The organism is Bacillus sp. TH25 (genome assembly GCF_016650935.1).
GTDB classification, from domain to species: Bacteria; Bacillota; Bacilli; order Bacillales; family Bacillaceae_G; genus Bacillus_A; species Bacillus_A mycoides.
In genome coordinates this window covers 128,153-155,124 of the sequence record NZ_JAEKEU010000037.1, presented here as the reverse complement: position 1 = coordinate 155,124, position 26,972 = coordinate 128,153, and the positions used below count along the sequence as shown (strand labels likewise).

At 35.8% G+C, this 26,972-nt stretch carries 24 protein-coding genes, 2 pseudogenes, 1 riboswitch and 1 other annotated feature; of the genes and pseudogenes, 5 read left to right on the top strand and 21 right to left on the bottom strand.

The features are described from left to right. Positions 1-36: 36 nt before the first annotated feature. Positions 37-2,703 (top strand): cation-translocating P-type ATPase, encoded by a 2,667-nt coding sequence (locus JFT89_RS19755; protein WP_201040483.1) that lies wholly within the window; start codon positions 37-39, stop codon positions 2,701-2,703. A 35-nt stretch (positions 2,704-2,738) separates the two neighbouring features. Here JFT89_RS19755 and JFT89_RS19750 read toward each other — a convergent pair whose 3' ends face one another. From JFT89_RS19750 to JFT89_RS19720, 7 genes and pseudogenes are all read right to left on the bottom strand, one after another. Beyond that, positions 2,739-3,821 (bottom strand): toxic anion resistance protein, encoded by a 1,083-nt coding sequence (locus JFT89_RS19750; RefSeq protein ID WP_002029585.1) that lies wholly within the window; start codon positions 3,819-3,821, stop codon positions 2,739-2,741. An 18-nt stretch (positions 3,822-3,839) separates the two neighbouring features. Then, positions 3,840-5,471 carry a YceG family protein gene (locus JFT89_RS19745; RefSeq protein ID WP_201040482.1) on the bottom strand — a complete coding sequence of 544 codons (1,632 nt, stop codon included), beginning with the start codon at positions 5,469-5,471 and terminating at the stop codon, positions 3,840-3,842. A 110-nt stretch (positions 5,472-5,581) separates the two neighbouring features. Next, positions 5,582-6,373 (bottom strand): TerC family protein, encoded by a 792-nt coding sequence (locus tag JFT89_RS19740; RefSeq protein ID WP_002139507.1) that lies wholly within the window; start codon positions 6,371-6,373, stop codon positions 5,582-5,584. 73 nt (positions 6,374-6,446) lie between these two features. Further along, entirely contained in the window at positions 6,447-7,025 is a 579-nt protein-coding gene (locus JFT89_RS19735; protein WP_002139506.1) for a TerD family protein, read from the bottom strand. A gap of 80 nt (positions 7,026-7,105) precedes the next feature. Continuing rightward, positions 7,106-7,690 carry a TerD family protein gene (locus JFT89_RS19730; RefSeq protein ID WP_002063648.1) on the bottom strand — a complete coding sequence of 195 codons (585 nt, stop codon included), beginning with the start codon at positions 7,688-7,690 and terminating at the stop codon, positions 7,106-7,108. 26 nt (positions 7,691-7,716) lie between these two features. Then, positions 7,717-8,313, bottom strand: a complete 597-nt coding sequence (locus tag JFT89_RS19725; RefSeq protein WP_002063647.1) for a TerD family protein — start codon at positions 8,311-8,313, stop codon at positions 7,717-7,719. A 128-nt stretch (positions 8,314-8,441) separates the two neighbouring features. After that, positions 8,442-9,319 (bottom strand): annotated as a pseudogene (locus JFT89_RS19720) (ROK family protein). A gap of 207 nt (positions 9,320-9,526) precedes the next feature. On the opposite strand from JFT89_RS19720, the gene JFT89_RS30350 reads away from it, so the two are divergent. Next, positions 9,527-10,543 (top strand): cell wall anchor protein, encoded by a 1,017-nt coding sequence (locus tag JFT89_RS30350; RefSeq protein WP_242488417.1) that lies wholly within the window; start codon positions 9,527-9,529, stop codon positions 10,541-10,543. A 116-nt stretch (positions 10,544-10,659) separates the two neighbouring features. Here JFT89_RS30350 and proS read toward each other — a convergent pair whose 3' ends face one another. Both proS and JFT89_RS19700 read right to left on the bottom strand, forming a co-directional pair. Then, the gene (proS, locus tag JFT89_RS19705; protein WP_201040479.1) at positions 10,660-12,090 is read right to left on the bottom strand and encodes a proline--tRNA ligase; all 1,431 of its coding nucleotides are present in this window, start codon (positions 12,088-12,090) and stop codon (positions 10,660-10,662) included. Positions 12,091-12,135: 45 nt separating this feature from the next. Next, positions 12,136-12,343: a binding site (T-box leader), on the bottom strand. 93 nt (positions 12,344-12,436) lie between these two features. Then, positions 12,437-12,730, bottom strand: a complete 294-nt coding sequence (locus tag JFT89_RS19700; RefSeq protein ID WP_002124993.1) for a YesK-like family protein — start codon at positions 12,728-12,730, stop codon at positions 12,437-12,439. 154 nt (positions 12,731-12,884) lie between these two features. On the opposite strand from JFT89_RS19700, the gene JFT89_RS19695 reads away from it, so the two are divergent. Next, complete coding sequence (locus JFT89_RS19695; RefSeq protein ID WP_201040478.1) at positions 12,885-14,198, top strand: alkaline phosphatase family protein; 1,314 nt, start codon at positions 12,885-12,887, stop codon at positions 14,196-14,198. A gap of 108 nt (positions 14,199-14,306) precedes the next feature. Then, entirely contained in the window at positions 14,307-15,590 is a 1,284-nt protein-coding gene (locus JFT89_RS19690) for an MFS transporter (protein WP_002010215.1), read from the top strand. A 75-nt stretch (positions 15,591-15,665) separates the two neighbouring features. On the opposite strand, the gene JFT89_RS19685 is transcribed toward JFT89_RS19690, so the two are convergent. The 7 genes and pseudogenes from JFT89_RS19685 to JFT89_RS19655 all read right to left on the bottom strand — a co-directional run bounded on the left by JFT89_RS19685 (position 15,666) and on the right by JFT89_RS19655 (position 19,109). After that, positions 15,666-15,917 (bottom strand): helix-turn-helix transcriptional regulator, encoded by a 252-nt coding sequence (locus JFT89_RS19685; protein WP_003187029.1) that lies wholly within the window; start codon positions 15,915-15,917, stop codon positions 15,666-15,668. A gap of 71 nt (positions 15,918-15,988) precedes the next feature. Beyond that, the gene (locus JFT89_RS19680) at positions 15,989-17,206 is read right to left on the bottom strand and encodes an MFS transporter (RefSeq protein ID WP_002139492.1); all 1,218 of its coding nucleotides are present in this window, start codon (positions 17,204-17,206) and stop codon (positions 15,989-15,991) included. A gap of 66 nt (positions 17,207-17,272) precedes the next feature. Further along, positions 17,273-17,854, bottom strand: a complete 582-nt coding sequence (locus JFT89_RS19675) for a TetR/AcrR family transcriptional regulator (RefSeq protein WP_002124986.1) — start codon at positions 17,852-17,854, stop codon at positions 17,273-17,275. A gap of 80 nt (positions 17,855-17,934) precedes the next feature. Beyond that, a pseudogene (locus JFT89_RS19670) lies at positions 17,935-18,018 on the bottom strand (histidine kinase); the annotation flags it as partial. Positions 18,019-18,147: 129 nt separating this feature from the next. Then, positions 18,148-18,399 (bottom strand): hypothetical protein, encoded by a 252-nt coding sequence (locus tag JFT89_RS19665; protein ID WP_002063640.1) that lies wholly within the window; start codon positions 18,397-18,399, stop codon positions 18,148-18,150. A 13-nt stretch (positions 18,400-18,412) separates the two neighbouring features. Continuing rightward, a complete protein-coding gene (locus tag JFT89_RS19660; RefSeq protein ID WP_201040477.1) occupies positions 18,413-18,727 on the bottom strand; it encodes a thioredoxin family protein in 315 nt (104 codons plus the stop codon). Positions 18,728-18,737: 10 nt separating this feature from the next. Next, entirely contained in the window at positions 18,738-19,109 is a 372-nt protein-coding gene (locus JFT89_RS19655; protein WP_078185161.1) for a DnaJ family domain-containing protein, read from the bottom strand. Between the two features lie 372 nt (positions 19,110-19,481). Here JFT89_RS19655 and JFT89_RS19650 point away from each other — a divergent pair, with 372 nt between their 5' ends. Beyond that, positions 19,482-21,506 carry a glycosyl hydrolase family 18 protein gene (locus JFT89_RS19650; RefSeq protein ID WP_201040476.1) on the top strand — a complete coding sequence of 675 codons (2,025 nt, stop codon included), beginning with the start codon at positions 19,482-19,484 and terminating at the stop codon, positions 21,504-21,506. A 474-nt stretch (positions 21,507-21,980) separates the two neighbouring features. Here the strand turns inward: JFT89_RS19650 and JFT89_RS19645 are convergent, their stop codons facing one another. The 5 genes from JFT89_RS19645 to JFT89_RS19625 form a co-directional block, all read right to left on the bottom strand. Continuing rightward, positions 21,981-23,513, bottom strand: a complete 1,533-nt coding sequence (locus JFT89_RS19645) for an ABC-F family ATP-binding cassette domain-containing protein (protein ID WP_201040475.1) — start codon at positions 23,511-23,513, stop codon at positions 21,981-21,983. 445 nt (positions 23,514-23,958) lie between these two features. Continuing rightward, positions 23,959-24,708, bottom strand: coding sequence for an ABC transporter ATP-binding protein (locus JFT89_RS19640; RefSeq protein ID WP_002139487.1), 750 nt, complete (start codon positions 24,706-24,708; stop codon positions 23,959-23,961). After that, positions 24,705-25,703, bottom strand: coding sequence for an ABC transporter substrate-binding protein (locus JFT89_RS19635; RefSeq protein WP_002124979.1), 999 nt, complete (start codon positions 25,701-25,703; stop codon positions 24,705-24,707). Before JFT89_RS19635 ends, JFT89_RS19640 begins: the two co-directional genes overlap by 4 nt. After that, the gene (locus tag JFT89_RS19630; protein WP_002091231.1) at positions 25,700-26,473 is read right to left on the bottom strand and encodes an ABC transporter permease; all 774 of its coding nucleotides are present in this window, start codon (positions 26,471-26,473) and stop codon (positions 25,700-25,702) included. The genes JFT89_RS19635 and JFT89_RS19630 overlap by 4 nt, the downstream gene beginning before the upstream one ends. Further along, positions 26,445-26,765 (bottom strand): MTH1187 family thiamine-binding protein, encoded by a 321-nt coding sequence (locus JFT89_RS19625; protein ID WP_000082898.1) that lies wholly within the window; start codon positions 26,763-26,765, stop codon positions 26,445-26,447. Before JFT89_RS19625 ends, JFT89_RS19630 begins: the two co-directional genes overlap by 29 nt. 101 nt (positions 26,766-26,866) lie before the next feature. Beyond that, positions 26,867-26,968, bottom strand: a riboswitch (TPP riboswitch). Positions 26,969-26,972: the final 4 nt, after the last annotated feature.

Genomic DNA, 26,972 nt, shown 5'->3' with positions numbered 1-26,972 from the left:
ACCATTGCTAACTGTTTTTACTGGAGGTGCTTACTTATGAGCAATTGGTACAGTAAGACGAAAAATCAAACATTAATCGACCTAGAAACAAATGAACAACACGGTTTAACAGATAAGATCGTAAATGAACGTTTAAAGCAATATGGTTCTAATGAATTAGCTACCAAACAAAAACGTACTTTATGGCAGCGCGTTTTCGCCCAAATTAATGACGTCCTCGTGTATGTCCTTATTATCGCTTCCCTTATTTCCGCCTTTGTAGGTGAATGGGCCGATGCAAGTATTATCGCGCTCGTTGTAGTTTTAAATGCTGTTATCGGTGTAATCCAAGAATCGAAAGCGGAACAGGCTTTAGAAGCATTGAAAAAGATGGCAACACCTAAAGCTATCGTAAAGCGAGATGGTGAACTAAAAGAGATTCCATCTGAGCACGTCGTTCCAGGTGATATCGTTATGCTTGATGCTGGGCGGTATATCCCCTGCGATTTACGACTTATCGAAACTGCGAATTTAAAAATTGAAGAATCTGCTCTAACTGGTGAATCTGTCCCTGTCGATAAAGATGCAGTCTACCACCCTTCCATGCAAAATGATGAGCAAGTACCATTAGGTGATCAAAAAAACATGGCCTTTATGTCGACGTTAGTAACATACGGACGTGGCGTCGGTGTTGCTGTTGAAACTGGGATGAACTCACAAATTGGCAAGATCGCTACCCTTTTACATGAAGCAGACGATGATATGACACCACTTCAAAAAAGCTTAGCACAAGTAGGAAAATATTTAGGATTTGTCGCTATAGCTATTTGCACTACTATGTTTCTCATCGGTTTTTTACAGGGCCGGGATACGTTAGAAATGTTTATGACCGCAATTAGTTTAGCTGTTGCAGCCATTCCAGAAGGCTTACCAGCTATCGTTTCCATCGTTCTTGCAATTGGTGTTCAGCGTATGATTAAACAAAACGTTATCATTCGTAAACTACCAGCTGTTGAAGCTCTCGGTTCTGTCACAATTATTTGTTCAGATAAAACAGGTACATTAACTCAAAATAAAATGACCGTTACTCACTTTTATAGTGATCGCACATACGACCAGCTAGAAAATTTGAATGTAAATAATGATGCACACCGTCTATTATTAGAAAATATGGTTTTATGCAACGATGCCTCTTACGGTGCCGACTCACAAACAGGGGATCCTACAGAAATTGCCCTTCTTGTTGCCGGAAGCTCTTTTAACATTCAAAAAGATCATTTAGAAAATAAACATGAACGTGTTAACGAATTGCCTTTCGATTCTGATCGTAAAATGATGTCAACTGTACATACGTACGATGAAGGCTACTATAGCATGACGAAAGGTGCTATTGATAAACTTTTACCTCACTGTACCCATATCTTTATAAATAATAAACTTGAGGTCCTAAAAGATTCTGATAAAAATCAAATATTAGAAGCTGCCGGGTCAATGTCGCAAGAAGCCTTAAGAGTACTTTCATTCGCATATAAACGATACGATTTAAACGATATGGATATAAATCATCTCGAAGAAAATCTCATCTTTATCGGTCTTGTCGGTATGATTGATCCACCACGTACAGAAGTAAAAGATTCAATTACAGAATGTAAAAAGGCTGGTATTCGCACAGTTATGATTACGGGTGATCATAAGGATACCGCCTTTGCAATTGCCAAAGAACTTGGCATTGCTGAAGAAATATCTGAAATCATGATTGGAACTGAATTAGATAACATTCCAGATACAGAACTAGCAAGTAAAATTAATCACTTAAATGTATTCGCTAGGGTCTCTCCAGAACATAAAGTGAAGATTATAAAAGCATTACGTGCTAAAGGAAATATCGTTTCCATGACTGGTGACGGTGTAAATGATGCTCCATCTTTAAAACAAGCAGATGTTGGAGTAGCAATGGGAATTACAGGAACAGATGTCGCAAAAGGCGCAGCAGATGTAGTTTTAACAGACGATAACTTCTCATCTATTGTGAAAGCTGTTGAAGAAGGAAGAAATATTTATCGTAATATTAAAAAGTCTATTCTCTTCCTACTCTCTTGTAACTTCGGCGAAATTATAGCTCTCTTTTTAGCTATTTTACTCGGCTGGGCAACACCACTACGCCCTATTCACATTTTGTGGGTAAATTTAATTACAGATACACTGCCTGCATTATCACTCGGTGTTGATCCTGAAGATCCAGATGTGATGAAGGAAAAACCACGACATGCGAAAGAAAGCTTATTTAGCGGCAGCGTTCCTTTTCTTATTTTCAATGGGGTTGTAATTGGACTTCTTACTTTAACAGCCTTTATCGTTGGGGCAAAGCTCTATACAGGAGATATAAATTTATTTCCTCTCTTCCCAGATCAAATTGATGAAGATGCTCTATTACATGCTCAAACGATGGCATTTGTCGTTCTTAGTTTTTCTCAACTCGTTCATTCATTTAACTTACGTTCAAGAACGAAATCAATTTTTTCAATTGGGATATTTACAAATAAATATTTAGTCTTCTCACTTCTAATCGGTGTTCTTATGCAAGTGTGTATCATCTCCATCCCACCTCTTGCCAATATATTTGGTGTGCATGCATTAACAATGCGAGATTGGGGATTTGTTCTTTTGTTAAGTATCATCCCGCTTGTTGTGAATGAAATCATTAAATTATTTAAGAGAAAATAAAAGGCAATGAGGACTGTTCCTCATTGCCTTTTCATTTATCCTTGTAATTCTTTTTTGATGTTCTCTGTTAATGTAGCCATACGCTTACGACTTTCTTCACGCTCACGTTTATTTTGCTCTTCAATTTGTTGTGTTTCTTGCATACCTCTTGAAATAATGTTCCAAGTTTCCTCAAGTGTTTCCATCTTAATACTAGAAGAACCTGATAATCTCGCTACTTCCACACTTTGAGTTGCAATATTTTGTGCATTTTTCTTAAGTAATTCATTTGTACGGCGATCAAGTTCAGCCATAGAGTCCGCAACAAGTTTTTGACGTTTCGCATTTACCGCTTGAATGATACCATTTTTAAAGATAGGAATCGTTGTAATAAATGCTGTATTGATTTTACCGATTAATTTATTGTTACCGCGTTGAATCATACGAATTTGTGGCGCTGTTAATAGAGCAACCATACGTGCCTTTTCTAAATCATCAATACGTTGTTCTAAAATTTCAACAGAGTTTTTAAGCGATTCTAATTCAATACCTGCTAACTGATCATTATTACGTATGCGTTCTTCGTACATCGGAACTAACTCTGTATTTAAACGCTCTAATAACATTTCCCCTGCTACTACGTATTTTTCTAAGTCTAAATAATACTTTAAGTTTTGCTCATATAAACCATCTAACGTACCAATTGATTTTTTCATTTCATCTTGATACTTCGTAATTTCTACGTATACTTTATCCATTTCGCGACCCATCGTCTGATACTTACTAAAGATTTGTTCAATCATTTTATCTGCTTTTTTGAACATACGTGAGAAGAAACCGCTTTTCTCTTCCGCAAAGTCTTTACTATCAAATCTATCCATAATTTTACCAAGCTGTTTTAATAATTCACCAGAGTCTTCTACTTTCGATAAAGACATTGTATGTAAAATTTGATCAGCGAAACGTGAAATCTCCATAGAAGGCTCTTTTCCAAGCTCGATTAATTCTAATTGGTCTTTAATGTCTACTGCATTATAAATACGTTGTACTTCAGCATCTTGTCTAAGTTGCAAGCGAACATCTTGTGCGGTTTGCTCATTCAATTCTGTTTTCGAATCTAGTACGACTGGGTTATTCATATGGTATTCTCCCTTTCCTTATAAAAATGGACGAAATAGTCCTTTTATTGTTTGTGATAAATTTTTATAGGCTGATGAACCATGAAATTCAAGATCGAAATTAACTTCTTCAAGCCAATGTGAATCAAATGCTCCTGATTCAATATACGGTTCAATATCGTTTCTCCCCGTTGGATTAAAGTGGAATACATCTACTCCAATTTGATTTAAAAATAGTAATAACACAGCATCAGAACGACTTAATTCTCCGCTCTTCTCATTATTAAATATAACAATTTTCGGTACTTCTTGCGAATAATCAAATTTCTCAAGCTGCTCTAAAATATTCGGTGGTATTTGAGAGAGCTGTGCGAAAACATACAGTGCTACATCTTGTTTCGTCTCTTTCGCAATTGGTTTACACATTGCACTTTCACACGTATGGATGATTGCTTCTGCAATACCATGTTGTAATCCTTCTGGTAAACGCTTATGTGGCCACCAATGGCTGTTCATAATTAAATCCGGATGTAACTTCCCCCCGCGGTCCAATGCATCTCGATAATGATATTGGAAATTCGCTTTTTGTTCTTTCGTAAACGGGAATGTATTAATTAAGAAACTGTTATCAAATGATGTAACAGCCTTTAATCGCTGAAAATATTCTTTATCATTCTTTGAAACGCCTGATATTTTTGCAAATAAAGAAGGAATATAAATATGCTTATTTTCAACAAAGAATGTTGGACGTACAAATGCCTTTTCTTTCGTAATTAAAAAGAGTTCATCGTACGTTGTTTTGAGCGTACGGGCTACAGGTGTATACGAACGGAATTGCCATGGTTTGTATAATAATGAATTATCGTGGTGAAGTACTTGCTCGATTTCTTTTGAAGCTTGATAAGCTACTGTTGCGACGCGTTCACGACGCCGATCAGGAAATGGTTCCAATGAAATACGGCCCGAATGAGATACGGCAAAAGTCCTTCCTTCCTCATCTACACTCTCAAATCCATCTTTTCCTTCTGGGTGATAATAAAGCACATCGCAGCCGAGCATAATAAGAAAGTATAAGAAATATATACGACTCTCCGTCGCATCACCGTACCAAACGATACGCGGCATTTGTTTCTTATAATTAATGGTAGAGAACCATTTCGCTACGTAATTTTCACTTAATTTAATCATATCAATTAAGAAACGCCGGAATCCTTCTGTTTTTAAAGATTGATTATGTTGTTTCTCATACAATTTCAAGATAGAAATAAACGTCGTATGTATATAATGCTGTAAATCAGGATTGTCTACTTGCGGTAATAGTTGTTTTCCAGACAAATGTGCTACAAGCCTATTTACTGTAAGTCCATTCGGCGCTTCTTGATGTAATGCAAAAACTTCTTGAATATGGCGCAGTTTTTCGGGATCAATCACCTTATTTAAATTTTGTTCATGCAAAACCTCGATCCCTTTTGCTTCATTATAATCAAATAGTTCATTGAAATATTCATCTACATCATTCGGAACACCAAGAATGCGACTTGCTATATAACTAAATTTCATCTCATTCTCTGTCAGTTCATATTGTGGACGTTTTTCTAAAAGCGCTTCAAATTGCTTTAAATCTGATTCATCTTTTAATGCACATGGTTGAAGTGTAAAACGTGAAAACACAACAGTTCACCTCCAAAAACATTTACGTTTTTTATAAAGTCTCTCTTCTATTATAAACTATTTCTAGTTATAAAAAATGGGCGCTCGCATAACGAGCAAACCCATTTCAACTATTTATGTTCATTTTTAGTAGCTGCAACTTCTTCTTTAGCTTGTCCAGAATTCTTCATGTAGTGAAGTATAAATGTTGCTCCAAATGCTATAACTAAAATAATAAAGAACAGCATATGACTTACTTCAATATGAACGACAGACAGTAGCATTTTTGCTGCAATAATTAAGATTAAAATATATGCTGTCGTTTCAAGTTCTGGAATACGCTCTAACAATTTTAAGAATACGCCAGCGATACCGCGCATCATTAAAATACCGAGCATTCCACCTAATAGTAAAATCCAAACTTCATTCGATACACCAAATGCAGCAAGTACACTATCTACAGAGAACGCAATATCCATTAACTCAACCATCGCAACCGTTCCCCAGAAGACACCAAACATTCTGAAGAGAATACTATTTTGGTTCATACCATGAGCTTCCTCTTCTTCTGCATTACCTTTTCGTTTATCAATGAAGTATTTAATTGATAGCCAAGCTAAGTAAAGTGCACCTAACACTTTTACCCATGCTAATTTAATTAAGAACATTCCGATTCCAATTGCAATAAAACGGAATACATAAGCTCCAATAAGTCCATAGAATAATGCTTTTTTTCGTTTTTCTTCTGGAAGATGTTTTACCATTACCGCTAACACAAGTGCATTATCAGCAGATAATAACCCTTCAAGTACAACAAGTGTACCTATTAACCCCCAAGATACTGGATCTTGTAACACTTTAATCCACATGTCCAAGTCGAAAAACTGAGCATACGTATCAAGGATTCCTTGCAAAATACTCATCTTACCTTTATCCCCTATTCTTTGCTAGATTTATAGAAAGGTCAAAAAAAGGAAACGAATACCGTTTCCCTTCTTATGCATCCAAGCCATACGCTCTTACAAGCGCACCTAATCCACCTTGGAATCCACTTCCTACTGCACTAAACTTCCACTGTCCATTATGACGATATAATTCACAAAAGACAACTGCTGTTTCAATGGAGAAATCTTCCCCTAAATCAAAACGAAGAACTTCTTCGTTTGTTTCTTCATTTGCTAAACGAACGAATGCATTTGCAACCTGTCCAAAGTTTTGATTACGGCCTTCTCCATCATAAATTGTAACTGTAATAGCGATTTTATGAACATCTGCTGGAACCTTTTTCAAATCGACAACAAGTTGCTCATCATCACCTTCACCTTCACCTGTACGGTTATCTCCTGTATGTAAAACTGATTCACAAGGAGACTGTAAATTATTATAGAAAATAAAATCAGTTTCCTTCGTGCATTTCCCGTTCGCATCTAATAAAAAGGCAGATGCATCTAAATCGAAATCAGATCCACCATCATAAGATTTAATATCCCATCCAAGACCAATTACTGCTCTTGATAAACCTGGGCTTGTTTTAGCTAAATCGATTTTCTGTCCTTTTTGCAATTGAATAACCATATATATTCACCTCTATATCTTAATTTTAAAAAATATATCCATCAGTAAATATGCGTTTCACTGATGGATATATAAATCTATTACTCTACATCTAAACCAAAGTTATTACATAGAGAACCTAATCCACCTTGGAATCCACTTCCGATTGCATTGAATTTCCACTCACCTGCGTGACGGTATAATTCGCTTACTACTACAGCTGTTTCAATAGAGAAATCTTCTCCTAAATCATAACGAATTAATTCTGCATTCTTTTCTTCATCCATAATACGTACGAAAGAATTAGAAACTTGTCCGAAGTTTTGGCTGCGGCCTTCTCCATCATAAATTGTAATTGTGAAACAAATGCGCTCAATGTTAGCAGGAACATTTTTTAAGTCTATTTTAATTGCTTCATCGTCGCCTTCACCTTCACCTGTACGGTTATCTCCTAAATGCTCTACAGCACCATTCGCACCTTTTGGGTTATTATAGAAGACGAAATCCTCTGCACCTGAAACTTTACCGTTAGCACCTACTAAGAAGATACTAACATCTAAATCGAAATCATTTTGTCCGTCATAACGATTCGTATCCCAACCAAGTCCTACAAGAACTTTCGAAAGACCTGGATTTGTTTTTGTTAAGTCTACCTTTTGTCCTTTTTTCAATGAAATAGATGCCATATTATACTATTCCTCCTTGGTTTATTTTATTGGTAACGTGATACAATCTCACTTAAGTTTTTATCTTGTGTTCCTTCTCCAACTGCTGAAAACTTCCATTCGTTTCCGTGTCGGTACATTTCACCTGCAATTAAAGTCATTTTGCCAGCATAATTATCTGACAAGTTATAACGCGCTAATTCTTCACCTGTTTGTGGGTTTTGAATACGAATATATGCATTGCGAATCATCCCAAAGTCTTGACGACGATTTACACAGTCATAAATATTTACAACGAATACTAAACGATTAATACGGCTCGGAACTTTATGTAATTCTACGAAAATTGTTTCGTCGTCACCAGCGCCTTCACCTGTTAAATTATCTCCTGAATGAATAATACTACCACAAGTAGAAAGTTTATTTCCGAAGTAAACTAAATCATTTTTGTTTAAAAAACGATCCTCTTCTAACATAACAACTGATGCATCACAATCTACATTTGGTTTACTTCCAAATAACGAAGACAGAAATCCACCTGATTGCCCAATTGGATCCCAGCCTAAGCCAACCTGTAGTTTTGCTACTTTTGGTTGTCCTTTCGTTAAATCGATTTTTTGACCTTTTTCTAAAATAATAGGCATGAAGTTTCTTCCTTTCTACAAAGCATTTTCCGAATCGGAAAACATTGTATTCTTCTCTTATATTGTAGCATTATTTATCTAATGAGAAAAAGGATAAATTCTCAATTATATGAAAACAGATACTATATTTATTTATACTGATGTAATAAGTGGTAAATAGAGCCAATCATTCCTGCACAATTACCGCTTTGCGCAAGTTTAATCTCACAATTACTATAAATCTCTTGATTTAAGTATGTTCCTATCTCTTCCTTCACTTCATTTAAGAAATCATCGCCTCTTTCAGTAATTCCCCCACCAATAATAATCATTTTCGGATTAAAAATATAAGCAAGATTGCTAATACCAATCGCCAAATGTTTAAAGAAAATCTTCACGGCTTGAGTAACACCGCTATCACCCTTATCATATAATTCGAAAATTGTTTTACCATCCCACTCCTTTTTACCTTTATATCTTCGTACAAGATGAATTAATCCCGAAATTGAGGCAACCTCCTCAAAAGTTTTCCCTTCTATTAACATGTTCCCCCATTCCCCAGCTCCAAACGAATGTCCACGGTATAACTCCCCATTTATAACAATTGCTCCACCAATGCCCGTTCCAAGCGTAAGCATAATAAAATCGCTTTCTCCCCTCCCTGTACCTTTCCATTTCTCGCCTAAGGCTGCCAATTAACATCATTTTCAATAGATACAGGAACTTTTAATACTTCTTGTAATCTCTCAACAATAGAAATATTAGCATAATGCGGAATATGATCCACACCTCCCGTTATAACTCCTTTATCAATATCAACAATTCCCGCTGTACTAATACCAATTCCGGAAATAGTATGTTCAGTCATTAACTTTTTTGATAAATATATAAGCTTTTGAACAATTTGTTCCCCGCCCAAGTGAATTTCTGTTGAGACCTTTTTATGTATTAGTACTCCCCCTATTTCTGAAACAATTCCATATTTAATTTGCGTACCACCAATATCAAATGCAATATATTCTTTCATCCGTTGCCACTTCCTCTACTGTTATGAGTGTAAATTCTCCATCACTCTACTATTTGCAAGGAATTTACATTAACTCTTTTCTCCCTTTAGAAATACACCACCTTTTTCTATATATAGTTTTTTTTGCATAAAACTCTTTTTCCTATGAAATATTACAAAGGGGTGTATTTTAGATGGAACAATAATTTTTTCTTCAGGAGGAAAACAATGACAAAAATATTCATTTTAGCATCAACACTTTCTTTATCCTTTTTTAGTGGCTTAAATATTGGTAATGCTGCAACTGAAAACTTCAACCCAATCACAAATGCTATTGTACAAAATAACGATACTTTAGCAGAAGGTAATTCAAAAGATAATAATAAACCTCCAGGAAACAATGGCTCTCAGAACGATAGTGGTTCTGACGGCAACGGTTCTGGCGGCAGTGGTTCTGGCGGCAACGGTTCTGGCGGCAATGGTTCTGGTGGCAGTGGTTCTGGTGGCAACGGTTCTGACGGCAGCGGTTCTGGTGGCAGTGGTTCTGACGGCAACGGTTCTGGCGGCAACGGTTCTGGTGGCAGTGGTTCTGACGGCAACGGTTCTGGCGGCAATGGTTCTGGTGGCAACGGTTCTGGCGGCAGTGGTTCTGGCGGTAACGGCTCTGGTGGCAGTGGTTCTGGCGGTAACGGCTCTGGTGGCAGTGGTTCTGGTGGCAGTGGTTCTGGTGGCAGTGGTTCTGGTGGCAGTGGTTCTGGCGGCAACGGTTCTGGTGGCAGTGGTTCTGGTGGCAGTGGCTCCGGTGGCAATGGCTCTGGTAGCAATGGTTCTGGTGGCAATGGTTCTGGTGGCAGTGGTTCTGGTGGCAATGGTTCTGGTGGCAATGGTTCTGGTGGCAATAGTTCTGGTGGCAGTGGTTCTGGTGGCAGTGGCTCTCAGGGCGGCAACCGTGTTAAAGGCGACAGTAGTTCTCAAGGTGGTAATGGCTCTCAGGGCGGCAACCGTGTTAAAGGCGATAGCAGTTCTCAAGGTGGCAATGGCTCTCAGGGCGGCAACCGTGTTAAAGGCGACAGCAGTTCTCAAGGTGATAATGGCTCTCAAAATGGCAAAGCAAAAGATAATTCAGTAAAACAAGGCGATAAGTTACCTAATACTGCAACACATTATCCTGCATCTATTTTAATGGGACTTTCAACATTCCTAATTGGTATGTTACTATTTATTCGCCGTAAAAACGCAAAATAAAAAACAACATCCTTCCATCTAAAAAATACATGAAACAAATTGTAAAACTAAAAAGGACTTTGGATTGCATTTTATTATGCAGCTCAAAGTCCTTTTCATCATCTATCAAAAAAGCATTAATACGCTTTTCCCCAATACACCATTTGCTTAGCTTCTTTACCACAGCAAATACATTCGTCAGCTAAATGCTCTTGCTCAAAAGGCATACAGCGTGAAGATACTCCAACTTCTTCTTTTAGTTTCTCTTCACAAGCTAATTCGCCGCACCACATTCCCTTAATAAACCCTTGTTTTTCATCAGCTATTTTTTTCATCTCTCCGAAATTCGTCACACTATAAGTACTCTCATCTCTAAATACTTTTGCTTTACTAAATAAAGAATGATGAATCTCCTCAAGTAATGATAGGATGCGCTCTTCTAATTGATCCATTGCTATAAACTCTTTTTCTTTCGTATCTCGCCTTACAAGTACAACTTGATTCTTTTCAATATCCTTTGGACCAACTTCTAATCTAATTGGAACACCCTTCATTTCATACTCATTAAATTTCCAGCCAGGTGTTTTATTACTAGCATCTATTTTTACTCTCGCAACCTTTTGAATACGCCCTTGTAACTCTGTTGCTTTTTCTAAAACTCCTTCTTTATGCTGAGCAATAGGTACGATAACAACTTGTAATGGTGCAACTTTTGGTGGCATTACAAGTCCGTTATTATCGCTATGAACCATAATAAGTCCACCTATCATTCTTGTTGATACACCCCAAGATGTTTGATGTACGTATTTCCATTTACCATTACGGTCTAAAAACTTAATATCAAATGCTTCAGAGAAATTCGTTCCAAAGTTATGAGATGTTCCTGTTTGAAGTGCTTTTCCATCATGCATTAGACTTTCAATCGTATAAGTTGCCTTCGCTCCTGCAAACTTTTCTTTTTCTGTTTTTTGCCCTTTAATAACCGGAATCGCTAAATACTCTTCACAAAAAGCAGCATATAGATTTAAAATATTTAATGTTTCAATTTGAGATTCTTCTGCCGTTTCATGAATCGTATGACCTTCTTGCCATAAAAATTCAGTTGTACGAAGGAATGGTCTCGTCGTCTTCTCCCAACGAACTACTGAACACCACTGGTTATATAACTTTGGTAAATCATTATATGATTGAACAATTTTTGAAAAATGCTCACAGAATAGAGTTTCAGATGTAGGGCGTATACAAAGTCTTTCCGCCAATTTCTCATCCCCGCCATGAGTAACCCATGCTACTTCAGGAGCAAATCCTTCAACATGATCTTTCTCTTTTTGTAATAAACTCTCTGGAATAAACATTGGCATATACACATTTTCATGACCAGATTCTTTTAATTTTTCATCCATTACTTTCTGCATATTTTCCCATAATGCATAACCGTATGGACGTAGAATCATACAACCTTTCACACTTGAATAATCAACAAGCTCCGCTTTTTTTACAATATCGGTATACCACTGAGCAAAGTCTTCTTCCATCTTCGTAATGGCTTGTACTTGTTCTTTTACCATAGTTATTCTTCCTCCTTTAGAAAATAGAAAAAGCCCGTGTCCCCAAATAGGGACCGAGCTTTTTCGGCGTTACCACCCTGATTCATACACAAAAAAATTGAGTATGCTCTCTTTTTGATAACGGGAATTTCCCGCTGCATATGCAGAACTCAAAGGTAGGTTCCATATCGCCTCTTTAAGAATCTTCCAGCCAAAAGGATTCTCTCTCTGCAAAAAGGTAAGACATGTACTATTCCTTTTTCATCGTTATAACAAAATAAATTTGTTGAATATCATAATATAAATTTCATTTCAAAACAAGAGCCAATTTTCTTATTTTTATACATTATTTTCAATTATCACTGTTTTATACGTAACTTTTCCGAACTATTTTTACAAGTTGATGAGCAACCATACCAATTAGTGTACCAATTAAAACGAAGAAACAAATAAATCCGTATCCCATTCCTTCCCAACCACCAATAGCGATCATTGTTACAGGAAAGAAAGCTAAACAAAGAAGTACTAAACTAAGTGCAAATATAATATCAAACTGTTTGTCTGGAAAACGTTTCTTTAGTAAATATGACATAAAAAATACAAGGAGAACGGTGACTCCACCAATGATGTAAAAGATACCAAATCCATCTAGCCAATCCATAGTATTCCCTCCTTCCATTCATTCCCTTATACTTATTATATGTTTAATTTTTCTGAAAATAAATAACAAAATTTTATTCGAAAATATATTTTTATTACCAGGTATTAATAGTAATATATAAGAATAGGTTTTATATAATCAGGAGGGAAACTTTATGGATAAAGCATTAACAAATCGCGTCATTATTTTATCTTTCGACTGCTTATCAGCTTTAGATTTTCCTATATTACAAAAACTACCTAATTTCCAAACTTTAATAAAAAGGGGCGCGATTGCGAAAAAAGTGGAGCCAATTTATCCTTCTGTAACATATCCAAGCCACTCAACAATCGTAACCGGTAATTATCCTAATAAGCATGGCGTTGTCAGCAATACATTACTTCAACCAGGACGTGAGTCACCAGATTGGCATTGGTACCGAAAGTCCATTAACGGGACAACTTTATATGATGAAGCACGCAAAGCAAATTTAACGACAGCAGCCCTTCTATGGCCTGTTACTGGAAGAGCAAATATCGATTACAATTTACCAGAAATTTTTCCAAATAGACCGTGGCAAAATCAAATTTTAGTTTCATTATTTAGCGGTAGCCCGCTATATCAATTAGATTTAAATCGTCGTTTCGGCCATATACGAAATGGATTGTCACAGCCTGAGCTTGATAATTTCGTCCTTGCTTCTGCCGTACATACAATTCAGACGAAAAAGCCTAATGTTATGTTTGTACATTTTACTGATTTAGATACCCAAAGACATTACCATGGCTTCGAGTCCGAGGAAACAGTAGCTGCAATCCACAGACACGACGAACGCCTCGGAAAAATTATTCATGCATTAAAAGAAAGCGGTATATACGAAGAAAGTACAATTATTGCACTTGGTGACCATAGCGCTTTAAGTGAAAACAAAGCAATCCAATTAAATGTCCTATTCTGTCAAAAAGGGCTTATATCCGTAAATAAACGTGGAAAAATACACGATTGGAAAGCTTATTGCCAAAGCTGTGATGGATCTGCCTACGTACATGTAAAGGATAAAAATGATACTGAAACGATTAAAGAGATTCAACTTCTTCTTGAAGAGCTTCTTCAGGATAAACAAAATGGAATCGAATTTATTCTGCACGATGAAGATGCAAAAGAACGTGGCGCTGATGGTAATTGCTTATTTATGCTAGAGGCCATGGAAGGTTATTACTTCATTGAAAATTATACAGGTGATTTCATAAAAGAAATTAATAAAGAAGATGTTAATTCTAGTAAGAAATATACATTTGGAACACATGGATATTCCCCAACAAAACCTAACTATGAAACAATTTTTATGGCTACTGGGAAAGGCATTCAAAGCGGCGTTACAATTCCGTATATGAGACTGATTGATGAAGGTCCGACTATCGCTAGGTTACTCGGTTTGCACTTAGGTGAAACAGACGGCGCAATTGTAGAGGATTTACTTCAATTGTAAAGAACTGTGTATATATGTAAAAGTTATGTAAAAATCATCACTGTTTCTCTTTTTATAATTTTTATTTTTGTACACTGTTAGTAGAACAAATTTAAGGGGGAACATTATATGAAAAAAATGTCCAGACAAGAAAAAAGCTGGATATTGTACGATTGGGCGAACTCGGTATATTCGCTCGTCATTACAACTGCATTATTTCCAATTTACTTTAAAGCAGCTGCAAAAGAAGCTGGACTATCTGGCGCAACTTCAACAGCCTATTGGGGATATGCAAACTCGTTCGCTACACTTTTAATTTCTATACTCGCTCCTATTCTCGGCACAGTTGCTGATTATAAGGGATTTAAAAAACGATTTTTCACATTCTTCTTTGGACTCGGTATCGTATTTACAAGTATGCTAGCAATTGTTCCAACATCTCAGTGGTACTTATTACTAGGATGCTATATGCTCGCATTAGTTGGCTTTGCTGGAGCAAATATTTTTTATGATGCATTTCTAGTAGATGTTACCTCTGGAGATAGAATGGACCGAATTTCTACGCGAGGTTTTGCATTAGGTTACATTGGGAGCACAATTCCTTTTATCGGTTGTATTGCTCTTATTATTCTTGCTCAAAAAGGAACTATCCCCTTATCAGTCGGAATTGCTAGTCAAATTTCCTTTGCAATAACAGCTCTTTGGTGGGGACTATTTACGATACCAATGCTAAAAAATGTAGAGCAAACACACTATATTGAACGTCATCCAAGACCAATTGCAATGAGCTTCAAGCGCCTTGCTAATACGTTTAAAAATATTAAAGAATATAAAACTGTATTTATGTTCCTAATAGCTTACTTTTTCTACATTGATGGGGTAGATACAATTATCACTATGTCTACTGCTTACGGAACAGATCTCGGTATTAGTGCAACCAATCTATTAATCATCTTATTTGTAACACAAATTGTCGCTTGCCCATTTGCTTTATTATATGGAAAACTATCGGAAACATTTACCGGTAAAAAAATGCTATATGTCGGCATTATCATTTATATCATTATTTGCACATATGCTTATTTCTTAAAAACGACGTTTGATTTCTGGATTTTAGCAATGTTAGTTGCTACTTCTCAGGGCGGTATTCAAGCACTTAGCCGTTCTTATTTCGCAAAACTAGTACCGAAAGAATCTGCAAATGAATTCTTCGGATTTTATAATATCTTTGGTAAATTCGCGGCAATTATGGGTCCGGTATTAGTTGGTGTCACAACACAATTAACAGGAAAAACAAACGCTGGTGTCCTTAGTATTATTGTCTTATTTATTATCGGTGGATTCTTATTAACTAGAGTACCCGAAAATGATACGTCCGTTACACCACCTAATCCGAAAACTAAAACAATATAAGAAAAAGATCCCCTTCACACAAGAAGGGGATCTTTTTCTTATATTGTTAACGATAACGCCCCACAATTAAAAACTCTAAAGCTTGTACAAAAATAGTTTATCGACAGTTGTTCCTAATACTTCTGCTAACCGGAATGCTAGTGCTAAGCTTGGATCATATTTATTATTCTCAATTGCATTTATCGTCTGTCTTGATACGTTACACTTATCCGCTAATGCACCTTGTGAAATATTATTTGCAGTGCGCAATTCATAGATTTGATTTTTCACACCGTTTCTCCTAACCTGTAAAATCGTTTTTACATCATCAGTATATAGTTGGGGCATGTCATTGTCAAAAGATTGCCACAAGAAAAGGGAGCAATTCTGCTCCCTTACAATAGCTATTTCGAAACTAATCAATTCGTCATTTCCTCTCGATTCACAATATCTTCTTTCTTTATTTGCATACGTAAAACCGGACCTATCGCAAATAAAATAAGTGCCATTGCTATACAAAATACAGTAACTAGTGAGGTCATCTCCTTCAATCCTCCAGCTAGTGAAGTTCCAATTAACATTGCCCCCATGAACAGTGGTAAAATCGTTCCATTTACTCTGCCAATCATATTTTCTGGTACAAGTTGAATCATAAGCGTACCGACAACGATATTAACACAAGCTAAACAAATACCTGTTCCAAATCTCATGAAACTAGTAATCCAAAATGATGTAGATAACCCTTCTACTAAAAATGATATCGCTAATATGCTCATACCGAATACAAACATCTTTTTCGGATTCACTTTTGAAGCAAAAACTGCAGCAACAATACCACCAATTAACATACCGATTCCATCAGCTGCGGCTAAATATTGAACGGCTTCTTTTTCCATTCCAAGCCGTTCTATTACAAGAAACACTTCTAATGGATTCGTTAGTCCAACAGCTAAGCCCATAATGGTGAAAGTGATCGTAATCATACGTAAATTTTTCGTATGAAGAACGTATTTCCAACCTTCTTTTATATCATTTTTTAATGAACCTCTCGCCACTTGCTCTTGTTCCACCCATTTTGGTAAAAATGAAAGAGCGATAGCAGATAACAAAAATAAAATAATTAAGCTATATAGTGACGTAAATAAACCAAGTTGTGTGTACACAAGCGATCCTACCACTGGTCCAAAAATCATAAATAGCGACTGTAATGTTTGATTAAATGCAATCGCATTTGCTACCTGTTCTTCTTTTACATAGCGTTTAAATATACGCGAAGATGATGGCTGAGAAAACTGACCTACAATCGCGGAAATGAGTGTTGCAAAAAATATAGCCTGCCAATAATCCAGCTTTAACAACAAGACAATTCCTACAATAGACAGTACACTTAATACATCTCCAGCAACCATCGTTCTTTTCGGATTCCAGCGATCAGCTAGCGCCCCACCGATAAACGAGAAAATAAAAATAGGTGCATATTCCATAACCGATAACAAAGAAACTGAAACTGGATCATTATTCGTTCGCTCCATTATGAAATACAAAAGAGCCATATTTCTGATCCAAATTGCAAATTGTTGTAAAATATCAGATGCCATAACGAGCATAAATGCTCGGTTTTTAAATAAAGCGTTCATTTTCATTCCCCTTTCATAAACCGACCGTTCGGTCTAATTTATTTTGTAAGAAAAGCAACTGACCTATTATTCAGCTGCCATTCCTTTTAACAATACATCTATTGCCTTTTTATAAATACGTTTCAGCTCTTTATAATCTAACTCGTAGTAAAGTACTCCAAGCCCCGATAATAATCCATTCACAATATACATAAGATCACGCGTATCATCTTCTTGAAACTCTCCAGACTGTATACCTGCTTCAATTAATTTCTCAACCATAACATATGATTCTCTAGTTAAAGCTAACAGTTCATCCAGAATTTCTTTACTTACAACTTGGCTCATAGAGAATTCCTCTATTGCATTTGAAATGGGTTGCTGTATGTCCTCTACATAATATTCCGCGAGACCATATAGTTTTTCAGTACTAGTACTATACAACTTCTCTTTTTCATTCCATTTTTCAAGCCAATCATACGTATGCTGTTTCACTACAAATAAAAATAATTCTTCTTTACTTTTAAAGTGATAATAAATGCTTCCTTTACTTCTCTCTGTAATTTCACAAATCTCTTCCATAGATGTAGCTGCATAGCCCTTCTGTGAAAACAGACTTTCTGCTTTATAGGCAATTTCTTTCTTTATCTCTTCTGCGCTTCTTCTCATATTCACACCTCTTTAAACCGACCATTCAGTCTAATAATAACAAATAAAAAACCTCTATCGCAAGAGGCTATACTCCTTATTTAAGAAAACGTACTTTCAAACCACATTCGAATCATATGTATTATTCCAAATTTAAATCCTAATTTAGTAAGAAATACGGTTCCCTTTTCATTTCCCCTAGCATGTTAAAAATATTTAATCAAACGTTTGTTTAACTGTTTTTATGCATATGTAAGCCAACTAATCAAACGTTTGTTTAAAAAGAAATACGCCCCCTATAAGGCGTATTCTCATCAATCACCGCCGCCTCCACCACCGCAGCTACCTCCACTATCTCCACCAAAAGAACCTCCGCAATCATGTGAACCTCCATCGTGCGAGCTATCATTATCCGATCCAGCAAAGAAAAATAATGGTGATGAGCTGTTGGATGAATTATGAATGTTATTTTGTTTTGTAAAATTTACCTTCTTTTTGTTTGATCGAACTGCTGTTACGATCGTTCCAACTACAACGAATAATAGTATGACAATAATAAATTCCATATAAAAGCCTCCCTTAATCTTCGAATAATTGAATGGTTCTCTCTAAATTTTCAAGTGAAATGAAGCGCGATTCACGAAGGATCTCTTTTCCATTATAAAATAATAAAACTGTTGGCCCTGTAAATACTGCATATCGCCCCGCAATCTCTTGCATGTTTTGTAGTAATATTTCTACTTTCTCTACGTAATCATAATTCTCTAATACGCAATTTACTTTTCTTAACATAACATCACAAACACCACAATTTTCCGTTTTAATAAACAGCAGTACTAATTGTTGTCCTTCAATATATGTCGCTAATTCTTCTATCGTTTCAAATGTATTCATCTTATCCCTCTTAGCGTAATTTACGAAATACTTTACCCTGATACATACGAAAAACTGAACTATCTTTAATCTTTCTCTTTTCCATTACCTGCTGAAAACGCAGCGTTTTTGCTGTTAACTCTTCTTGTAATTCTTTTCTCTCTACTTCATCATAACAGCACGCAATTAAGTCTTCTATTTTTAATATATCTTTTTGTAGTTCCATTTCTGGTGGAATCATACCTGCATTTTTCAAGATTTTATAACTCATTCTAAGTTCTGGAGGTACCATTGAAAGGTCTTCTAATTGTAGTGGTTTTCCTTTCCCCGGAATATGATCGAGATCACCATTCCGTATTGCTTGTCGAATTTTTTCTTCAGCAATGTTCAAAAAGACATCCACACCATTCGCTCCTTTACATATTTTTACTATTATTTTACATGATATTTTCTCATCTTGCTACGCTATTACAAATTGACTTTATACAATTTTTTCTCAAATTTAATTACAAGGAGCCTTTTCCTCCCTAATCAATATTTTATTTTCATGTGTAGTCTGTATTAGAGCCATTTAATATTGAGAAAATCTTTGCGAATCAAATAAAGCGTTTACACCAAATCTTGCATTTGCTACGATTTAATCACCCCCAGCTCCCTTGTATAGACTTCGTGATGTCTGATCATTTTTATCGAGACTTTTCATACGTCTAGATTCACTTTGGTTTATTGGCGCATGCCTTTAAATATATCTTTTATTTTGAAAGGAGAAATGACTATGAAATCAAAAAAATTCACGCTGCTATTACTATCCCTACTACTTTTCTTACCTCTTTTTCTCACAAACTTTATTACTCCAAATTTCGCATTAGCAGATTCACCAAAGCAAGGTCAAAAAATTGTTGGGTATTTTCCTTCATGGGGCGTTTACGGACGTAATTATCAAGTTGCAGACATTGATGCATCAAAGCTAACTCATTTAAACTATGCTTTCGCTGATATTTGCTGGAATGGAAAACATGGAAACCCTTCTACTCACCCCGATAATCCAAATAAACAAACGTGGAACTGTAAAGAATCTGGTGTACCACTGCAAAATAAAGAGGTCCCTAATGGCACTCTCGTACTCGGTGAACCATGGGCTGATGTCACAAAATCTTATCCGGGATCAGGTACAACTTGGGAAGATTGTGATAAATATGCCCGCTGTGGAAATTTCGGAGAACTGAAACGATTAAAAGCTAAGTATCCTCACTTAAAAACAATTATTTCAGTTGGTGGCTGGACTTGGTCTAACCGCTTTTCTGATATGGCCGCTGATGAAAAAACAAGAAAAGTATTCGCTGAATCTACAGTAGCTTTTCTTCGCGAATATGGATTTGACGGCGTTGATTTAGACTGGGAATACCCGGGTGTTGAAACGATTCCTGGTGGTAGTTATCGTCCTGAAGATAAACAAAACTTCACCCTTCTCCTTCAAGATGTTCGAAATGCATTAACGAAAGCTGGTGCAGAAGATGGTAAACAATATTTACTAACAATCGCGTCAGGTGCAAGCCAACGTTATGCGGATCATACAGAGCTAAAGAAGATTTCTCAAATACTGGATTGGATTAATATTATGACATACGATTTCCACGGTGGATGGGAAGCTACTTCTAACCATAATGCTGCACTATACAAAGATCCAAATGACCCCGCAGCGGATACGAAATTTTACGTAGATGGTGCGATAGACATTTATACAAATGAAGGGGTTCCAGCGGATAAACTCGTATTAGGTGTACCTTTTTACGGACGTGGATGGAAAAGTTGCGGAAAAGAAAATAATGGGCAATACCAACCTTGTAAACCAGGTAGTGACGGAAAGCTCGCTTCTAAAGGTACTTGGGATGATTATTCTACCGGTGACACAGGTGTGTACGATTATGGTGATTTAGCAGCTAATTATGTGAATAAAAATGGTTTTGTTCGCGGATGGAACGATGTAGCGAAAGTACCTTATTTATATAATGCGACTACAGGCACGTTTATTAGCTATGATGACAACGAATCTATGAAATATAAAACAGACTATATAAAGACAAAAGGTTTAAGTGGCGCAATGTTTTGGGAACTAAGCGGGGATTGCCGTACAAGTCCAAAATATAGTTGTAGTGGACCAAAATTACTTGATACGTTAGTAAAAGAATTACTTGGTGGACCTATTACTCAAAAAGATACTGAATCACCAACAAACGTAAAAAATATTTCTGTTACAAATAAAAATTCAAACTCAGTTCAATTAAACTGGACTGCATCTACTGATAACGTAGGAGTTACGGAATATGAAATTACTGCCGGAGAAGAGAAATGGAGTACAACAACAAATAGCATTACAATTAAAAACTTGAAACCTAATACAGAATACACATTTTCAGTATTAGCAAAAGATGCTGCTGGTAACAAATCACAACCTACTTCTATTCTTATAAAAACAGATGATGCTAACACAACACCTCCTGGTGGAAATGGCAATGCTACCTTTTCAGTCACTTCAAATTGGGGAAGTGGTTACAACTTCTCGATTGTAATTAAAAATAGCGGAACGACCCCTATTAAAAACTGGAAATTAGAATTTGATTATAACGGCAATTTAACACAAGTTTGGGATTCTAAAATTAGTAGTAAAATAAATAATCATTACGTAATTACGAATGCAGGATGGAATGGTGAAATTCCTCCTGGTGGATCAGTTACAATCGGAGGGGCAGGAACAGGCAATCCCGCCGAACTTGTAAATGCATCCATTAGCGAAAACTAAACGTAACCTCCATTAATTATTTCACTAAAGTTTGAATTTAGGTTTTAGTGCTCTATCCTAAATTCAAACTTTTAATTTTATGAAAAATCACAAATTTATATTATAATAACCTATTATAATTATATTTAGTTTCTAATATGAAGTTCATGTGAAGTTCATCTGAATTTTACATGAATTTCCTTTAAGTTCTATTGTCTTCCTATACTAATCACATTATCCTTTACATATAGGAATTATTTTCATTCCATTTCTAACTATCTATATATATAAAGAAAGATAGTCGCCTATTAGGGAAAGGCATCTAGTATTATTATAAATATAACCAAAGAAAAAGAACTCTTATGGTGCGCTTATAAGCGCACCATAAGAGTTCTTTTTCATACAATTCTCATTTGAGAGTTCTCGAAAATCATGTTAATCACAAAGAAAAGGCATTAGCTCATACAAGCTAATGCCTTTTCTTTGTGATTATTTTTAAACGTTCCATTCTTCAATATTCCATACTTTTGTTATCCACGCTTCATAGAAAGAAGGCTCATGTGAGACAAGTAAAACTGTTCCTGTATATTGTTGTAACGCTTCCTGCAAAGACTTCTTTGTTTCTATATCCAAATGATTAGTCGGTTCATCTAAAATTAAAACATTGCTTTTCGTTACGATAAGTTCACATAAACGCACTTTCGTTTGTTCTCCGCCGCTTAATAAACGAATAGGTTTTAATACGTGCTCTTCTTTCAAGCCACACTTTGCTAATGCTTGGCGTACTTCTTTCCTTGTCATATCTGGTCGTTCTGCCCAAACTTTCTCTAATGGTGTTGTTTCTGAAGCAAACTCTTCCTGTGCAAAATAGGCAGGATTTACTCGCTCACCAACAGAAATTGAACCACTTATCGGCTTTATTTGTCCTAATAACGTTTTTAACATTGTCGTTTTTCCAATTCCATTATGACCAACAATCGCTATTTTTTCTCCTTTTTTCACCTGTAAATTCAACTCTGGACATAACGGATCACTATAACCTATCCTTAGTTTCTCAGCTTGCAATATACGACTCACTGGCTCCTCATAAACATTGAAATCAAAACGGGATCGAGTTACATGATTAACCTTTTCAACCCTTTGCATTTTCTCTAATACTTTTTCTCGACTTTTTGCCTGTTTCGCTTTACGAATTTTATTTTTTTGAATAAAACCCTCTAAATGTACAATTTCTTTTTGTTGTTTCGCATACGCCGCTTGTAATTGTTTCCTTTGTAATTGATAACTTTGCAAAAAGGTTTCATAATCTCCTACATAGCGCTTAACCTTTCGTTCTTCTAGATGATAAATAACATTCGTAATATTGTTCAAAAATATTTCATCATGCGAAATGATAATATAAGCTTTTTCATACATTTGTAAATATGATTGCAACCATTCTATATGTGCTGTATCTAAATAGTTAGTTGGCTCATCTAGCAATAAAACGTCAGCTTTTTCTAAAAGGAGCTTCCCAAGTAATAACTTTGTTCGCTGTCCTCCACTTAAATTTGAAACATCCTTTTTCAACCCTATTTTAAATAAACCTAAACCGCTTGCTACTTCTTCAATTTCTGTATGAATTTGATAGAAATTAGAGCTTTCCAATATAGTTTGTAATTCTCCATACTTTACTAACAGTTTTTCTACCTCTCCTGCTCCATTCATTTCTTCAGCAATTTTTAACATTTCACATTCAATCGCATACAAATTAGAAAATGCACTTTGTAAGTATCCTTCAATTGTTATCCCCTCTTGCAAATCCATATGCTGCTGTAAAAAGCCTACCTTCATATGTGGAAACCATTCAATCTTCCCGTCATCATGTATAAGTTCTCCTGTTAAAATCCTTAACAATGTTGATTTTCCAACTCCATTTTTCCCTACTAGCCCAACATGTTCACCCTTTAATAATCGAAAGCACGTATTATATAAAATGGTTTTCTCACCATATGAATGACTTACATTTTCTACTGTTAATATACTCATCTTTTCTCTCTCCTTTTCTTATGATCCATAAGCTAAATAGAGAGAACAACAGTATAAGGCCTTATTTAGTTATACATATAAAAATGGGTAAGGTGAATACACCTTACCCATTACATATTATCGTAAGAAAGGATTAAGGTTCTTTACCTGCTGTCTTCAATTTAGCTTCATCTTTAAAAATGGGCAGACTTCTCCCGTATCAAGCTAAAACCATTTGAAGAACAGTTGATAAAGTCATTTTATCCTTTCACTCCTTTAACATTTGTTATATTAAGAGTATAAACCACTCTGTTATATTCTATTCTCTACTTTTTCTTTTGTTCCTTCTTCCAATTTATCCGATGTTAATGAATCCACTATTTCCCCTATAGATTTCATCTTTCTCCTTCAATAGAAAAAAGACTCTTAACAGCAATTATACAAAAAACTGTTAAAAGACTTTTTTCTATTTTTTCATATAAGGAGCCAATACTCTTAAAATTTCTTCCTTATCCTTCTTTAACTCAAGAGATGTTAACATATCCATCGTTCGCGGCCTAGGTAATTCCACTTGTACCTCGCCAACTATTGATGCTGGTCTTTGAGATAAAATAAATACGCGATCAGAAAGTAAAATTGCCTCATCTAAGTCATGTGTAACCATAACAATTGTCTGCTTTTCTTGATGCCAAGAATTTAAAAGCCAACTGTGTACTTCCATTTTTGTAAATGCATCTAATTTTCCAAAAGGCTCATCCAGCAGCATAATTGGCTTTTCACATAAATATGTGCGAAGGAAACTAATTCTTTGACGCATTCCACCTGATAACTCATCTGGATAATGGTCCGCATATTCATCTAGCTCAAACTGCTTTAATGCTTCCATTCCTTCTGTCAGCCTTTGTTTTTTAGGCTTTCCTTCAATTTCCAATGGAAGAACGATATTTTGCAAAGCTGATCGCCAAGGTAGTAATAAATCTTGTTGCGGCATATAACTAACAACATCTTGTTTTTTTACATACTCTTCGTTATAAAACACTTCTCCGCTCGTTGGCTCTTCAACACTTGCAATCATATTTAATAATGTACTTTTTCCACAACCACTCGGACCTACAAAAGAGACAAACTCTCCCTCTTGTATAGAAGCACTAATATTTGCTAATACATTCTTTCCATCGAAAGCTTTTACAATATCTTTTATTTGTAATCCACTCATTTTTCACTTGGAAGGAATTCATTTGTAAAGGCATCTTTTACATCGATTTTCTTTTTAATAACTTTGTTGTCATATAAGAAATTCATGTAATTTGTCCAAATCTCTTCCTTCTGTACTCCCCACGCTTTTGCATCATCTTGATACTTTGTACTTAACCACTTTTGGCTTTCTTGTACTAATTCTTTATTCACATCTGGAACAGCTTTAATTAAAATATCCGCAGCTTCTTTCGGTTCTTTAATTGCAAAATCATAACCTTCTGTCGTTGCCGTCATAAATTTTTTCACAAAATCTTTATCTTGCTTCGTATGTTTTTCACTTGTAATAATAACAGGACTATAGAAATCAAGCGCTGGATCTAAGTCTTTTACCATAATTGTATTTAACTCTTTTCCTTGACGCTTCGCTTCAATTCCATCCCATCCATAATAAATCCATTCAAAGTCTGCATCACGACCGATTGATTTAAAGAAATCTGTTTGTCCAAGAATAATTTTTTCAACTTTATTAAAATCAGCTTGATGTTTCTCCATAATCGTCTTTAACGTCGCTTCTTCTGCTGGTCCCCCCCAGCCGCCGTAACGTTTACCTTCAAAATCTTTTGGTGACGTCATATTATCTTTTTTTAGAGATGCAAAAGCAGAGGTATTATGCTGAATAATTGCACCAACAGAAACAACTGGGATTCCTTCAACACGAGCTAATGTTACATTTTCTTGTGCGCTTATTGCAAAATCAGCTTTTCCTGAAGCAATCATCTGCTCTGCCGTTACATTATCACCAGGCTGGATAATTTCTACATCAAGTCCTTGCTTTTTGTAATAATCTTTCGTTTGCGCTACATATAAGCCAGTATGATTCGTATTTGGAAACCAATCTAAAACGACTTTTACTTTTTTATCTTTACTTGAACTTTCTTCTTTCTTCGCCGGATTACATCCGGCAACAGTTACTGCTAATAATGCAGCTAACATAATTTTTAAACCTTTTTTCATTTTCTGCCGCCCTTTCTGTATATCCATGGTGCTGTTATTCTTGCCATAAATTCAACAATAAAGTACAGACATAATGTCACCATGACGATAATCGCTGCAACACCAAATACTCGAGCCGTTAAAAAGGATTTTGTTGCTCTTGTAAGCATAACTCCTAATCCTTCACTGGCACCAAGCCATTCCCCAATAATCGCCCCCATCACACTATATGTAACAGCAATTTTTAAACCTGAGAAAAAGTATGGGAGTACTGCTGGAAACTTTACTTTCTGGTAAACTTGCCATTTCGTTGCCTTCATTGTTTGTAACAGTTTCAGCATATTTTTATCTACCGTTTGGAAACCTTCTAAAATGCTAAGCGCAATTGGGAAGAAACAAACAAGAATAACAACCATTACTTTTGGCAACATTCCGTATCCAAACCAAATAATAAATAATGGTGCGAGCACAACGATTGGAATTGTTTGCGAAATAACGAGCAATGGATTCATTAAAATCCGAAATAAAGGGATGACATCCATAATGATAGCAATGCTCGTCCCAAGTAAAATTGCAAAAAACAACCCAATTATTACTTCCTGTAACGTTTGCACTGTATTCGGTAATAGTAAATCTTTCATTCCAATTAACTCTTGCACAATTGCAGACGGCTTCGGTAAAATCCACGGCTCAATTTTAAATAATGAAACAGATCCTTCCCATATAGCAATGAGAAGGATAAGCCAAATTGTTGTGATTATTTTAGATCGCTTCTGGTTTTGCATATTCATCACGGTACTTCCAAACTTTTTCGTCAATCGTTACGCCTGTACTTGGACGATAGTGAATTTTAATAGAAGTGATTACTTCTTCTGCTCCAGCATCGACGCAAGCTTGTTGCGCGCGTTTAATGACGTCAAGAAGTACATCTAATTCTCCTTCCAACGTTGTTTCCATTGCCCCTACTTCATAACGAACTCCCGACTGTTGTACAACTTCAATTGCTTTATCAACAACGGAATACACATCTTTGTTCTTCGCTTGTGGTACTACTGAAAATGAAATTGTAACTTGTTGTGACATAATAAAATCCCCCTTACAAAATATGGTTTCAAAAAAAGAAAAGGCTTTCCTACCATGTAGGAAAGCCTTGTATACAAGTTATTCTATAATAACTTATGCTACATCACTTTAAAGTAACTCCCTACGCTGGCATTATCCAGATCAGGTTGAGGGTCGATGTATACTTACATCCTCTCAGCCAATTGGCTCCCCGGTTCTTAATTCGTT

Bases quoted from the DNA above. Each gene is read 5' to 3' on its own strand.
- JFT89_RS19755 (WP_201040483.1), top strand. From the start codon at position 37: ATGAGCAATTGGTACAGTAAGACGAAAAATCAAACATTAATCGACCTA.
- JFT89_RS19750 (WP_002029585.1), bottom strand. From the start codon at position 3,821: ATGAATAACCCAGTCGTACTAGATTCGAAAACAGAATTGAATGAGCAA.
- JFT89_RS19740 (WP_002139507.1), bottom strand. From the start codon at position 6,373: ATGAGTATTTTGCAAGGAATCCTTGATACGTATGCTCAGTTTTTCGAC.
- JFT89_RS19735 (WP_002139506.1), bottom strand. From the start codon at position 7,025: ATGGTTATTCAATTGCAAAAAGGACAGAAAATCGATTTAGCTAAAACA.
- JFT89_RS19730 (WP_002063648.1), bottom strand. From the start codon at position 7,690: ATGGCATCTATTTCATTGAAAAAAGGACAAAAGGTAGACTTAACAAAA.
- JFT89_RS19725 (WP_002063647.1), bottom strand. From the start codon at position 8,313: ATGCCTATTATTTTAGAAAAAGGTCAAAAAATCGATTTAACGAAAGGA.
- JFT89_RS30350 (WP_242488417.1), top strand. From the start codon at position 9,527: ATGACAAAAATATTCATTTTAGCATCAACACTTTCTTTATCCTTTTTT.
- proS (WP_201040479.1), bottom strand. From the start codon at position 12,090: ATGGTAAAAGAACAAGTACAAGCCATTACGAAGATGGAAGAAGACTTT.
- JFT89_RS19700 (WP_002124993.1), bottom strand. From the start codon at position 12,730: ATGGATTGGCTAGATGGATTTGGTATCTTTTACATCATTGGTGGAGTC.
- JFT89_RS19695 (WP_201040478.1), top strand. From the start codon at position 12,885: ATGGATAAAGCATTAACAAATCGCGTCATTATTTTATCTTTCGACTGC.
- JFT89_RS19690 (WP_002010215.1), top strand. From the start codon at position 14,307: ATGAAAAAAATGTCCAGACAAGAAAAAAGCTGGATATTGTACGATTGG.
- JFT89_RS19685 (WP_003187029.1), bottom strand. From the start codon at position 15,917: ATGCCCCAACTATATACTGATGATGTAAAAACGATTTTACAGGTTAGG.
- JFT89_RS19680 (WP_002139492.1), bottom strand. From the start codon at position 17,206: ATGAACGCTTTATTTAAAAACCGAGCATTTATGCTCGTTATGGCATCT.
- JFT89_RS19675 (WP_002124986.1), bottom strand. From the start codon at position 17,854: ATGAGAAGAAGCGCAGAAGAGATAAAGAAAGAAATTGCCTATAAAGCA.
- JFT89_RS19665 (WP_002063640.1), bottom strand. From the start codon at position 18,399: ATGGAATTTATTATTGTCATACTATTATTCGTTGTAGTTGGAACGATC.
- JFT89_RS19660 (WP_201040477.1), bottom strand. From the start codon at position 18,727: ATGAATACATTTGAAACGATAGAAGAATTAGCGACATATATTGAAGGA.
- JFT89_RS19650 (WP_201040476.1), top strand. From the start codon at position 19,482: ATGAAATCAAAAAAATTCACGCTGCTATTACTATCCCTACTACTTTTC.
- JFT89_RS19645 (WP_201040475.1), bottom strand. From the start codon at position 23,513: ATGAGTATATTAACAGTAGAAAATGTAAGTCATTCATATGGTGAGAAA.
- JFT89_RS19640 (WP_002139487.1), bottom strand. From the start codon at position 24,708: ATGAGTGGATTACAAATAAAAGATATTGTAAAAGCTTTCGATGGAAAG.
- JFT89_RS19635 (WP_002124979.1), bottom strand. From the start codon at position 25,703: ATGAAAAAAGGTTTAAAAATTATGTTAGCTGCATTATTAGCAGTAACT.
- JFT89_RS19630 (WP_002091231.1), bottom strand. From the start codon at position 26,473: ATGAATATGCAAAACCAGAAGCGATCTAAAATAATCACAACAATTTGG.
- JFT89_RS19625 (WP_000082898.1), bottom strand. From the start codon at position 26,765: ATGTCACAACAAGTTACAATTTCATTTTCAGTAGTACCACAAGCGAAG.